This is a genomic window from Micropruina sp. (assembly GCF_047606365.1).
In the GTDB taxonomy this organism is placed as follows: domain Bacteria; phylum Actinomycetota; class Actinomycetes; order Propionibacteriales; family Propionibacteriaceae; genus Micropruina.
On sequence record NZ_JASGEN010000135.1, the window covers coordinates 54,542 to 66,810 of the forward strand.

The following is a 12,269-nucleotide window of genomic DNA, read 5'->3' on the forward strand; positions in this document are numbered from 1 at the left end:
TCTGACAAGGCTCGACCACCAGACCTTCTACTTGTAACGATTCTCATCATCTATAGTCTCCAGCGGAACTCGACAGCGGGAGGACGGCAGATGAGCGACCCCTACGCGGCAACCGCGGGAGCCTACGACCTGCTGAACGCACCCTGGCGATCCGCACAGGTCGCGGCGCTGGAACGACTGCGGCCGCTGCTGCGTCCGGACGCCGGGCCGATTCTCGACGTGGGCGCCGGAAGCGGGCTGAACACCGCCTGGGTCCTGCAGAACCTCCCCGGCTCCCAGGTGGTCGCGCTCGAACCCAGCCCGGCGATGCGGGCGCTGAGTTTGTCCCGGATCGCCGGTCACCCGGATTGGTACGAGCGGGTCACGGTGCGGCCCGAGGACTTCTTCGCCGCGACATTGCCGCCACGCCTCGGCGGAGCGATCCTGCTCGGTGTTCTGGGTCACTTCGACGCGGGCGAGCGGGCGGCCGTGTTCGCCGAACTCGCCGACCGGCTGCCGGACGGCGGCGCGGCGCTGATCGACCTGCAGCAACCCGAGCGGCCGGAGGCGGTTCCGGCGGCCACCATGGCCAGCAGTCGGGTCGGCGAACTGGAATACCGGCTGATCGGCGAGGCCATCCCGGCCGGTGGCGACCGGCTGCAATGGCGGATGACGTACCTCGGCCTGGACGGCGAACGGGTGCTCACCGAAGAGACCACGGAGCATATCTACCACCATCCCGCTCCCGCGGTGGTGGCGGACGAGGCCGCAGCGGTCGGACTCGGCATGGAACGCCTGGCCGACACCACCTACTGGTTGCTCCGGCGGGCCTAGTGCCGGTCACCAGACTCCCGGTCATCGCGCTCACCGGCTATCTGGGTGCGGGCAAGACCACCCTGCTCAACCATCTGTTGCGCGCCCCTGGATCCCGGATCGGCGTGGTGGTCAACGACTTCGGCGCGATCAACGTCGATGCGGCTCTGGTCTCCGGACAGGTGGACGAGCCGGCCTCGATCGCCGGCGGCTGCCTGTGTTGCCTGCCGGACGCCGGCGGCCTGGACGACGCCCTGGAGAAGCTGGCCGATCCGCGGCGCGGGCTGGACGCCATCGTGGTCGAGGCCAGCGGGATCGCCGAGCCGGTGGCGCTGGCCCGGCTGCTGCGGTTCAGCGGGGTGGACCGGGTCCGTCCGGGCGGCCTGGTGGACGTGATCAACGCTGCCGACCATCTCGAAACGGTCGACCGGGGCGGACCGCCGCTGGCCCGCTACGCCGCCGCGACGCTCACCGTGATCAACAAGATCGACCAGGTGCCGGCGTCCGAGCGCGCCGGACGGCTGGACCGGATCGCCGCCCGGGTGCGGGCGGGCAACCCGCGGGCACACCTGGTGGCGACCACGGACGGACGCATTGATCCGCTGCTGGTCTTCGATCCGTCCGGGCAGCCCGTGGCCGAGCAGCAGCCGGAACTGGACCTCGCTCCCCCGGAGCCTGCCGATGTGCATCCGCATGCCCATGCCGACGCGGTGACGGTGAGCGCCGTGCAACCGGTCGATCCGGGTCGGCTGCTGCGGCTGCTGGAGGAGCCGCCGGCCGACGTCTACCGGCTCAAGGGCGGCGTCCGGGTGGCCACCGCCGGCGCCCCGCGACGCCATCTGGTCAACCTGGTGGGCCGGCAGATCCACGTCACGGACGGTGCGCCCGCATCCATGCCGGACGCCCTGGTGGCGATCGGCATGCACCTGGACCGCGACGCCGTCCGGGCTCGTTTGGAGGACGCACTGGCTCCCGCCGATTCTCGTCCGACCGCTGCGGCGCTGCGCCGGTTGCTGCGCTATCGCCGGCTCAGCGCGTAAGAGTGGCCGTGACCGAACGGAAGCTGGGCACCATCGCCGGTTACCCGCGCTACCTGAGCGCGCGGATCGCCGCCTGGATCGGCAATGTGATGAGCCTGGTGGCGCTGCCGGTGCTGATCTACCAGTTGACCGGCAGCGCTGCCCTGACCGGGCTATTGGCGGCGGCCGGAGCCCTTCCGTATCTGATTCTCGGTCTGCCCGCGGGCGCGTTGGCCGATCGTTGGGACAGCCGCCGCACGATGGCCGGCTGGAGCACGGTGGCCGGGGTCGCGATGCTGTCGGTCTCGGTCGCCCATGCGCTGGGCATGCTCACCGCGGCGCATGTGATCGTCACCGCCTTCATGGTCGGGACGGCATTCGTCTTCGCCGACGCCGCCGGCTTCGGCGCCCTGCCCCGGCTGGTCGGACGCGCGAACGTGGGCCGGGCGACGGCGTCCCAGTCGGCGATCTACACGGTGATCAGCATCGCCGGACCGGGCGTCGCAGGAGTGCTGATCACCCTGATCGGCCCGGCCTGGGTGGTGGGTCTGGACGGCGTCGGCTACCTGGTGGAGGCGGTGCTGCTCGCGCGGCTGCCGCTGCCCCGCGTCCGCCCGGCGTCCGGACGGCCCAGGCTGCTGGCCGACGTCGCGGAAGGTCTGCGGTTCGTCTGGGAGCACCACGTCATCCGGGTGTTGACCCTGGTCGGACTCGGGCACGCCGTCACCGGGGGTGCGGTGTCGGCGATGTTGGTGGTGGTCGGTGTCGAGGCGCTCGGCTTCACCGACGACGACAGCCGGCTGGGCGTGCTGTACATGGCGGCCTCGGTGGGCAGCTTCGGCGGCAGCATGCTGGTGACCCGGCTGCAGCGGCAGTTCCGGGTCGGCACCATCACGCTGGCCGGACTGGCGGTGACCGCCGCCCTGGTGATCGCCCTGGCGCTGACCAGCGACTGGATCGCCGGCGTCGTGCTGCTGGCCCTGCTCAATGCCGCGATGATCGCGGTCATCCTGAACGCCATCGTGGTGCGGCAGACCCTGACCCCGATGCGGCTGCAGTCCCGGGTGAACACGACGGCCCGGATGATCTCCTGGGGCGGGTCGCCGCTGGGCGCAGCGCTGGGCGGACTGATCGCCGGCGCCGCCGGCATCCGGCTGGCACTCCTGGCCTGCGCCGCCGGCGTCCTGGTGAGCCTGCTGGCCGGCCTGGCGATGGGCCTCCGCCGGATCGAACGGCTGGACCGGCTCACCCCCGTCGAGGACTGACCCGCCGTCCGGTACGGAGGGACGGTTCTCTTCGTCCCACTCCCGGTACGGAGGGGACGGTTCTTTTCGTCCCACTCCCGGTACGGAGGGGACGGTTCTCTTCGTCCCACTCCCGGTACGGAGGGACGGTTCTTTTCGTCCCAGTCAACGGTGCAGAGGGGCGGTTCTTCCGTGCCACTGCGCGCCAACTTCGGTACGAAAAGAACCGTCCCCGCGTACCACTCCTGGAACGAAAAGAACCGTCCCCGCGTACCAGAGCGGACGGCTCGACGAGGGCGTGTCGCTTCGGGTGCTAACTCGCCGCGAGCGGTTGGCGGGCGCGGGCGTCCCGTCGTGAGCCCCGGCGGCGGACGGTCCGGATCAACTGGCAGACCAGGTAGATGGTGAACGAGATCGTCGTCACATAGGGGCTGATCGGGATCGAACCACCCAGGGCGAGCAGGATGCCGCCAACGGTCGAGGTGACCGCGAAACAGACGCTGAGCAGCGGCACCAGCAGCGGCGAGGACGACACCCGCAGCGCCGCCGCGGCCGGCGTCACCAGCAGCGACAGCACCAGCAGCGCGCCGACGATCTGCACCGACACCGCCACCGCCAAACCCAGCAGCAGCATGAACACGATCGACAGCAGCCGGGTCGGAACCCCCCGCGCCGCGGCCACGTCGGCGTCCGTGCTGGCGAACAACAGCGGACGCCAGATCAGCAACAACCCGGCCACCACGATCGCCGAGATGGTGATCAGCGCCCCGATCTGCGGGTCGTCGATGGCCACGATCTGCCCGGTGAGCAGCCCGAATTTGTTGGCCGACCGACCCGGGTAGAGCGCCAGGCAGAGAATGCCCAGACCCAGACCGAACGGCATGATCACCGCGGTGATCGAGTTCCGGTCACGGGCCCGGGCGCCCAGGACGCCGAGCAGCAGCGCGGCCAGGATCGAGCCGGCCAGCGCACCGGCGACCACCCCGATGCCCAGCAGCAGTCCCGCGGAGGCGCCGGCGAAGGAGAGTTCGCTGATGCCGTGGACCGCGAACGGCATGTCGCGGGCGATCACGAAAACGCCGATCAGGCCGCCAACGACGCCCAGCACCGCCCCCGCCAGGATCGAGTTGTGCAGCAGGGCCAGCAGTTCGCCGTAGTGGTCGAAGACGAACAGCTGCGACCACCAGTCCTTGTCGATCTCGGCCAGAGTCATGGGCGTGCCGCTTCCGTCGTGGCCTCGGTGCCGGTGTCGTCCGACACCTCGCCGTGGCCGTGGTGATGGGTGGGGTGACTGTCCGGGGCGCCGACGATGACGATCCGCCCGTGGGTGCGCAGCACGTCCACCGGGGCGCCGTAGAGCTCGCTGAGCACGTCGGTGCGCATCACCTGCTCGGGCGTGCCGAGCCGCACCTGCCCACCGGCGATGTAGAGCACCCGGTCGACGAAGCCGAGCACCGGGTTGATGTCGTGGGTGACGAACAGGACGCCGAGTTGGTGGCTGCGCCGGCTGGCGTCGACCAGTTCGCTGACCGTCGCCTGGTAGGCCAGGTCAAGGGACAGCAGCGGCTCGTCGCAGAGCAACAGCCGCGGCTCACCGGCGAGGGCCTGCCCGATCCGCAGCCGCTGCTGCTCGCCGCCGGAGAGCATCGCCAACGGCGCCCGTCGATAGCGTTCGGCATGGACGTCACGGATCAACGCGTCGACAGTGGCGCGGCGACGGCGGCTGGGCAGCGGAATGCCCCAGCGGTGGCCGTCCACCCCGAGACCGACCAGGTCCTGGGCGCGCAGCGGGACGCCGTCGTCGGCGAGTTTCTGTTGCGGCACGTAGCCGATCCGGCGATTGCCGCGCCGGATCGGCTGACCCAGGAACTCGGCGGTTCCGGCGGACAGCCGCACCTGGCCCAGGATCGCCTTGAGCAGGCTGGACTTGCCCGAGCCGTTCGCACCGAGCACGGCGATGAACTCGCCGACATGCACATCCAGGTCCAGGCCGCTCCACAGCACCCGCTCACCGAAGCTCAGACCGGCGCCGCGCAGGCGAAGTACCGCCTCGTCGCCAGGAGTTGGCGACGAGGCGGCCTTTGTTGCGATGTCGGTGGTCACTTCGCGAGAGCGGCACCGATGGCGTCGAGGTTCTTCGTCATCCACGAGACGTAGTCCTCGCCGCTGGGCAGGGTCTCGGTCACGCCGACGACGGGGATGTTGTTCTCTTTGGCGGCCTTCAGCACCGCTTCGGTCTCGGCACCGGTGGTCTGCTCGTTGTAGGCCAGCAGCTTCACCGCGTGATCGCTGTAGAGCTTAAGGGTGGCTCGCAGCACCGCCGGGGCGACGTCGGAGTCCTCCTCGATCGCCTCGGAGAAGGCGTCGGGCGTCTTGTTCTTCAGGCCGATCGCCTCCAGCATGTACAGCGGCACCGGCTCGGTGATCGAAGCGGGCTGCCCGTTGTAAGTCGCCTTCAGGTCGCCTTCCTTCTTCACCAGCGCGTCGATCGAGCCCTTGAGCTGCTTGGCGTTGTTGGCGAAGGTGTCGGCGCTGGCCGGATCGATGGTCGCGTACGAGGACTGGAGCTGGTCGATCACCTTCTCGACGGTCGGGAAGTCGTACCAGACGTGTTCGTTCAGCTCTTCACCGGACGCGGCCTTCTTGCCAGAGATCGTGACCGCGTTGAGCACGGTGGCCGAGGTGTTCTTCGCCGAGGCCAGCATGGTGTCGACGAAGTCGTCGTAGCCGCCGCCGTTCTCGATCACAACCTTCGCCTTGGACAGCGCCAGCTGGTTCTGAGCGCTCGCCTCGTACTCGTGCGGATCCTTGTCAGGGTCGTCGATGATCGAGGTGACGTTCACCTTGTCACCGCCGACCTTCGTCGCGATATCGCCCCACACATTGGTGGACGCGACCACATCGATCGTGCTGGTGCTCGCACTCGCGCTCGGGCTGCCGGAGGCGCTGGGCGAGGTCGTCGCCGCCGTGGGCGACGAGCAGCTGACGAGGGCGAGCCCCGCCAACGACGCCGCGAGCGGAAGTGCGAATCGGGTGAGCTTCATGGTTGTCCAATCTGATCGGGCCGGCGGTCACCACTGGGGGACGGCACAGCTGCTGCTCCTATTTCCTCGGTAATGATAACTACTCTCATAACAGGTCTTAGTAGTTGATCACGCCTCGACGGTCGAGTTTGTCGGGACCAGCGCGTGCCTCCGTTGATCGAGCTTGTCGAGATCCCTCCGAGGGGTTTCGACAAGCTCAACCAGCGGTGGGCGGCCTGGTCACCCCGGCGGACGCCGGGATCTCGGTTCGGTTTGAGATCCCGGGCAAGCCCGGGATGACAGCGGTCCGCTCGATCGACGGCGCGCGGGTTTCGACAAGCTCAACCAGCGGGGTTCGTTACAGCTTCGCCAGCTGGGCGGCGACGTCCTCGAGTTGCCGGATCACGCTGACGCCGCCGGCCTCGAAATCGGCGGCGTCGACGGTGAGAAGGTGGCCCGCCACGACCGCCTTGGTGCCGGCCAGGGTCTTGCTGATCTCAGCGACGGCCGCGTCGGGCTTGCCGTCGGAGACGTTTACGATGAGGACGTCGGGCTTGCGGTGCAGGGCGTCCTCACGGCTGATCTCGGCCCAGCTCTGTTTGAGGTCGTCGAACTCGTTGACCTGGCCGAGCGCTTCGATGATGGTGGCCGCGGGGTAGCCGCTGTTGGCGTAGAGCTTGCCGTTGTAGGACTGCACGTAGGCGACCCGCAGCTGCTTGCCGGTCAGCGACGCCTTGGCCCGCGCCACCCGGGTTTCGATCTCCTGGTTGAGTTCGCGGGCCCGCTGGTCGACGCCGAAGATGCGGCCGAGGTTGGTGACGTCGGCCTCGATGGTGTCGAGGGTGCGGCCGGCGGGCGCCTTCGCGCAGTAGCCGCCCATGATGTAGACGCCCGAGCCGATCCCGGCCAGGTCGTCGTAGCTGACCGTGCCTTCGCCGGTGAGCTGACCCTCGTCATTGCCGAGGAACAGGTCGGGCTGGGCGCCCAGCATCGATTCCCGGGACGGCGTGTAGTCGGGCGAGACCTGGACGATCCCGGCCGGCGCACCCGCGGGCAGCTTGCCGAGCGAGCCGAGCACGTAGCCGTGGACGCTGTCCTGGACGCCGAGCGCGGTCAGGGTGTCCAAGGTGCCGGGGAAGCCGAGCACCACCCGGGTGGGCGGCTTGGCGTAGCTGAAGTCGCGGCCGCAGCTGCTGACCGTGACCGGGTAGCCGGTCGCCGAGGGCGGAGCGGACGCCGCGACCGGAGCCGCCGGGCTGCTGCAGGCCACCGCAGCCAGCGACACGGCGGTCGCCACCGCGGAGCGGAGGAGGAGCTTCATCTGTTGTCCCTTTCGACAGTGACGGGCGCGGCCACGGTGGCCGGCCCGGGTGAGGGTGCATAGCTGAGCGCCGGGCGTCCGGTCAGCGGGTTGATGCCGCGATGGACGGCGACGCCGTAGACCGAGCCGATCAGCTCCGGGGTGAGCACCTGGTCGGTGGCGCCGTCGGCGACCACCCGTCCGCCGGCCAGCACCAGGACGCGGTCGCAGTACGCGGCGGCCAGGTTCAGGTCGTGCAGGGCGGCGAGCACGGTGACCGGCAGCGAGCGGAGCAGTTCGAGCAGCTCCACCTGGGCGCGGATGTCGAGGTGGTTGGTCGGCTCGTCGAGGACGATCACCGGGGTGGCCTGAGCCAGCGCGCGGGCCACGAACACCCGTTGCCGCTCGCCGCCGGACAGGGTGCCGACGCCGCGCTCGGCCAGGTGCGACACCCCGGCGGTGGCCAGCGCCTGGTCCACCGCCTCACGGTCGTCGTCGCGGAGCCGCTCCAGCCGCCCCAGGTGCGGCACCCGGCCGAGCTCGACCACTTCGCGGACACAGAACTCGAAGTCGGGGACGTCGTCCTGCAACACCGCGGCGGTGCGGCGGGCCGCCTCGCGGGCGGGCAACTGCCAGACCTCGTCGCCGCCCACCGCGACCACCCCGGAAGCCGGACGCAGCGCCCGGTAGACGCTGCGCAGCAGCGTGGTCTTGCCCGAACCGTTGGGTCCGACCAGCCCGACGAACTCGCCGTCGGCGGCCGCCAGTGCGGCGTCGTGCAGGATGCGGCGTCCGGCCAGGTCGACCCGCAGTCCCTCGACATCGACCCTCATCGGGCCCGCACTCCACGGCGTCCGCCAGCGAGCAGCCAGACGAAGAAGGGCGCCCCGATGGCGGCGGTGACCACACCGACCGGGAGTTCGGCGGGTGCCAGCACCAGCCGGGCGATCAGGTCGGCGACCAGCAGCACCGCCGCCCCGATCACCCGCGCGCAGGGCTGCACCCGGGGGGGGTCGGCGCCGACCAACTGCCGGGCGATGTGCGGCACCATCAGACCGACGAAACCGATGCCGCCGGAGACCGTCACCACGCATCCGGTGACCAGTGCGGCCAGCAGCATCAGCTGCAGTTGGAAGCGGCCGACGTCGACGCCCAGCGAGCGGGCCAGGTCGGCGCCGGAGACCAGCGCGTTGAGCCGTCCGCCGGCGATCACCAGCCAGCCGGCGCCGAGCAGCACGACCGCGGTGAGCAGCGGCAGGTCGCGCCACTGCGCGCCGGAGACGCTGCCCAGCGACCAGTAGAGCACCCGCTGCACCTGGGTCGGCGTGGCCAGGATCTGCAGGAAGTAGGTGGCGGACGAGAACACGTAGCCGACCGCGACGCCGGCCAGCACCAGCCGGGCCGGCGGCCATTCGCCGCCGCGGCGTCCGAGCAGGAAGACGATGGCGAAGGCCAGCAGCGCCCCGCCGAACGCGGCCGCCGCCAACGGCGCGCCACCCACCGCGTCGCTGCCCAGCACGATCACCAGCACCGCCCCGAAGCCGGCGCCGGGCGTGACGCCGATCAACTGCGGGTCGCCGAGCGGGTTGCGCACCACCGCCTGGATCACGGTGCCGGCGACACCGAGCCCGGCACCGACCAGAACGGCCAGCAGGGTCCGCGGAATGCGCACCGTCCAGACGATCTGGTCGGCCACCAGGTCGCTCCCCACAGTGCTGCCGACACCGAGGTGGCCGGCGACGATCCGCCAGACGTCCGCCAGCGAGATCGGCACCGAGCCGATGGACACCGACACCAGGGCCAGCACGATCACCGCCACCGTCAGCCCGGTGAGCATCAGCCCGAAGGCCGGCAGCCGGGGTACCACCGCGGGTGGCTCATCGGTGTGGTTCACCCCGGTGAAGACGACCGCCCGGGACGGCGTCATTCGGCGCCCGATTTCGGGGACGCCGCGTACTGCAGCTGTTCGACCGTGGCACCGGTCCGCTCCAGCACCTCGCGCTCGGTGACGCCGGTGGTGGCCGCCAGTTCCATCGCCAGCAGTCGGGCCACGGTGGCCAGGCCGACCACGACCTGGCCACCGTCGGGTTCATAGCGCAGGGCCCGGGCCAGTGCCGCTTCCGGGTCGCGCGTGGATCGCGTCCAGGCGGACAACACCCGTAGTCCGGACCGAATGCAGCGATACTGGGCGTCGCTCACCCAACGCTGACCGGCGCTCATCGGCGAGACCGGTCAGGCCACCGAGGCGGCATAGATCGACTCGCTGGTGGCCGCCAGGGTGGCATCGAACTCGTCGTCACTCTGCTGCGCGGTCAGGCCATCGAGCAGGGCGCGGCTGAAGCTGGCGATCAGGCCCGGATTCCGGGCCAGCCGATGGTTCGCCTCGTCGCGGCTGTAGCCGCCGGACAGGGCGACCACCCGGGCGATATTCGGGTGCTCGATCAGTTCGGTGTAGAAGCCGTCGACGCTCGGAATGGACAGCTTGAGCGCGACCTTCTGCTCGCCCAGGCCGCTCAGCCGAGCCAGGATCGCCGCCTTCAGCAGGGTTTCAGCCTCGGCCTTGTCGGCGGCATTGATGTTCACCTCGGGCTCCAGGATCGGCATCAGCCCGGCCGCCAGCACCTGGCGTCCGACCGCGAACTGCTGGTCGACGATCGCGTCGATACCGGCGGGGTTCGCGGCGTGGATCACCGAGCGCTCCTTGGTGCCGAAGACACCGAGGCCGCGGGCGTTGGCGAGCAGCTCGTCCAGGCCGGGCATGTCGCGCATCAGCTGGACGTCGTCGGCCTGGTCGGCCAGGCCCTTGTCGATCTTGACGAACGGGACGATGCCCTTGCGCTGCCACAGGTAGGCAGCCACACCCTCGCCGTCGATCTGCCGGTCGAGGGTTGCCTCGAACAGGATCGCGCCGAGGATCCGGTCGCTGGTGAAGGCGGCGCTGGTGATGATCCGGGCGCGGGCGGCCTGGATCAGGTCGTACATCTCGGCGTCGGTGGAGTAGGCGGATTCGTCGATGCCGTAGGACTTCAGCGCCTTCGGGGTGCTGCCGCCGCTCTGGTCCAGGGCGGCGATGAAGCCGGCCCCGGTTTCGAAGCGGGCCAGCATCTGCGGATCGGACATGAACAGCCTCCTTGGTCGGCTCTCGCCGGCTCGGTCGCGGGGTCCTCACCAGGCTAACCTAATAGCGATTGATTCTCATTCTCGTCTGAGATTTGGCGGGCACCCCTTGCGCAGCCCGGCCCGGTCAGTGCGTGTGCCGGTGATACGCGTCCGGGAAGTGCGGATGCGTGTGGGTGACCGGCGCATGGACGTGCTCGTGACGGTGCCAGGTTCCGCTCGCCACCGGTTCGGCGTGCGGATGATCATGGTGGCCGTCGTCGTGCCGGTGCCAATGGTCGTGCCGCACCGCCTCATGGCTGTGTTCGTGCTCGTGCCGCTCACTCAGATGCAGCCACACGCCGAGCGCCATCAATACGGCCGCCACCAGCAGCGGAGCCGTCAGCGGCTCGCCCAGCGCAAGCGCCACGACCGCACCGAAGAACGGCGCCACCGAGAAATAGGCGCCGGCTCGGGCCGTCCCGACCTGCCGCAGCGCCACGATGAACAACACCAGGCTGACCCCGTAAGCCGCCAACCCCACCCCCATCGCGGCGACCACGCTCGCCACCGGCGGCATGGTCGCGCCGAGCAGGAAAGCCAAAACCAGGTTGACCGGACCGGCCACAGCACCCTTGACGGCCGCCAGCCAGGTGGCGTCGGTGAGTGCGACCTTACGGGTCAGGTTGTTGTCGATCCCCCAGCACAGGCAGGCGCCGAGCACGACCAGCGACGACCAGCCCGAACCGAACTCGACCCCTCCGGTGGGGACGGCGAGCACCACGGCGCCGCCGACGATGGCCGCCATGCCCAGCGCGATCCGGCGGTCGACGTTCTCGCCGAACACGAACCAGGCCAGCAGCGCGGTGAACACCCCCTCGGCGTTCAGCAGCAGCGAAGCACCCGAGGCCGGCATGCCGGCCAGCCCGGCCATCAGCAGCACCGGGCCGAGCACACCGCCGAACAACACCGCGCCCGCGAGCGGCAGCCGCTCCTGCGGCGCGAGCCGGACGCGCGGCAACCGCCGGACAATGCGGTAGAGACCGAGGCCCAGCCCCGACCCGGCGTACAACAGCCCCGCCAGCAGCCAGGGCGACACCTCACCCAGCAGCAGCTTCGCGGCCGGCGTGCCGGCGCCGAACAGCACGGCGGCGGCGATCCCCGCCTGCACGCCCGCGTTGCGGATGATGCCCGAACTCACTCCCCGATGCTCTCGCCCGTCCGGCCGGGCGGGCAAGCGTCGGAAGGGTAGGTCACCGGAGAGCGGGTCCGGTTGGCCATGGTCGCCGGCCCACAACCCGAGTAGTGCTGCTCGCCGGCGCTAGGCGCTCGGTACGTCGCCTTCGAGCGAGGCGGTCACCGCCGGGAGCGCCGCTTTCGCGAGGCCGACGACCTTCTCCAGATCCTGCCGTGTGGCACCGTCGCGCGCTTGCAGAACCATGCCGTTGAGCACGGCCAGAACGTAACCGGCCAACCCGGCGGCGTCGATGCCGTCCGGGAGTACCCCGGCGACCACGTCCGCTTCGATCTTGTTTCTGAGCTGGTCTGCGTTCTCCTGGCGCATCCGGGACAACGACGCCCGCACCTGCGCGTCCTCGGTGCCGACGTCGCCGCAGCGGACCAGACATCCCCGTGGCAGCCCTCGCCGCGTGTACCTCGCCGGGGCTTCGGCGAGGATGCGGCGCATCGCCACGACGGCGGTGGCCTCCTGGTCGAGAGCAGCCCGGATGAAGCCGCCGTATCTGCGGTCGTACACCGCGACGGCCTCGTCGAACAGGGTGCGCTTGTCGCCGAA

The 12,269-nt window shown here is 70.2% G+C and carries 13 protein-coding genes; 3 read left to right on the forward strand and 10 right to left on the reverse strand.

Features of this window, described 5'->3' with window-relative positions:
- Positions 1-90: 90 nt before the first annotated feature.
- Genes QM624_RS15850 through QM624_RS15860 form a run of 3 tightly spaced genes read left to right on the forward strand, consistent with a single transcriptional unit; the run spans position 91 to position 3,076 of the window.
- Entirely contained in the window at positions 91-813 is a 723-nt protein-coding gene (locus QM624_RS15850) for a class I SAM-dependent methyltransferase (protein WP_415093533.1), read from the forward strand.
- Complete coding sequence (locus QM624_RS15855; RefSeq protein WP_415093535.1) at positions 813-1,832, forward strand: CobW family GTP-binding protein; 1,020 nt, start codon at positions 813-815, stop codon at positions 1,830-1,832. Before QM624_RS15850 ends, QM624_RS15855 begins: the two co-directional genes overlap by 1 nt.
- An 8-nt stretch (positions 1,833-1,840) precedes the next feature.
- Positions 1,841-3,076, forward strand: coding sequence for an MFS transporter (locus QM624_RS15860; protein ID WP_415093537.1), 1,236 nt, complete (start codon positions 1,841-1,843; stop codon positions 3,074-3,076).
- Positions 3,077-3,368: 292 nt separating this feature from the next.
- Here QM624_RS15860 and QM624_RS15865 read toward each other — a convergent pair whose 3' ends face one another.
- From QM624_RS15865 to QM624_RS15910, 10 genes are all read right to left on the reverse strand, one after another.
- Positions 3,369-4,268: a metal ABC transporter permease gene (locus QM624_RS15865; protein ID WP_415093539.1), complete on the reverse strand. Its 900-nt coding sequence runs from the start codon at positions 4,266-4,268 to the stop codon at positions 3,369-3,371.
- Positions 4,265-5,146, reverse strand: a complete 882-nt coding sequence (locus QM624_RS15870) for a metal ABC transporter ATP-binding protein (protein WP_415093557.1) — start codon at positions 5,144-5,146, stop codon at positions 4,265-4,267. The genes QM624_RS15865 and QM624_RS15870 overlap by 4 nt, the downstream gene beginning before the upstream one ends.
- Before the next feature lie 8 nt (positions 5,147-5,154).
- Positions 5,155-6,099: a metal ABC transporter solute-binding protein, Zn/Mn family gene (locus QM624_RS15875; protein ID WP_415093541.1), complete on the reverse strand. Its 945-nt coding sequence runs from the start codon at positions 6,097-6,099 to the stop codon at positions 5,155-5,157.
- Positions 6,100-6,436: 337 nt separating this feature from the next.
- Positions 6,437-7,399, reverse strand: coding sequence for an ABC transporter substrate-binding protein (locus QM624_RS15880; protein WP_415093543.1), 963 nt, complete (start codon positions 7,397-7,399; stop codon positions 6,437-6,439).
- Complete coding sequence (locus tag QM624_RS15885; protein WP_415093545.1) at positions 7,396-8,211, reverse strand: ABC transporter ATP-binding protein; 816 nt, start codon at positions 8,209-8,211, stop codon at positions 7,396-7,398. Before QM624_RS15885 ends, QM624_RS15880 begins: the two co-directional genes overlap by 4 nt.
- On the reverse strand, positions 8,208-9,305 hold the full coding sequence (locus QM624_RS15890) for a FecCD family ABC transporter permease (RefSeq protein WP_415093547.1): 1,098 nt from the start codon (positions 9,303-9,305) through the stop codon (positions 8,208-8,210). Before QM624_RS15890 ends, QM624_RS15885 begins: the two co-directional genes overlap by 4 nt.
- On the reverse strand, positions 9,302-9,598 hold the full coding sequence (locus tag QM624_RS15895; protein WP_415093549.1) for a hypothetical protein: 297 nt from the start codon (positions 9,596-9,598) through the stop codon (positions 9,302-9,304). Before QM624_RS15895 ends, QM624_RS15890 begins: the two co-directional genes overlap by 4 nt.
- 12 nt (positions 9,599-9,610) lie before the next feature.
- A complete protein-coding gene (locus QM624_RS15900; protein WP_415093551.1) occupies positions 9,611-10,498 on the reverse strand; it encodes a fructose bisphosphate aldolase in 888 nt (295 codons plus the stop codon).
- Between the two features lie 124 nt (positions 10,499-10,622).
- Positions 10,623-11,675, reverse strand: coding sequence for a DMT family transporter (locus QM624_RS15905; protein ID WP_415093553.1), 1,053 nt, complete (start codon positions 11,673-11,675; stop codon positions 10,623-10,625).
- Between the two features lie 120 nt (positions 11,676-11,795).
- Positions 11,796-12,269, reverse strand: a 474-nt coding sequence (locus QM624_RS15910; protein ID WP_415093555.1) for a TetR family transcriptional regulator C-terminal domain-containing protein, incomplete at its 5' end; no start/stop codon positions are given.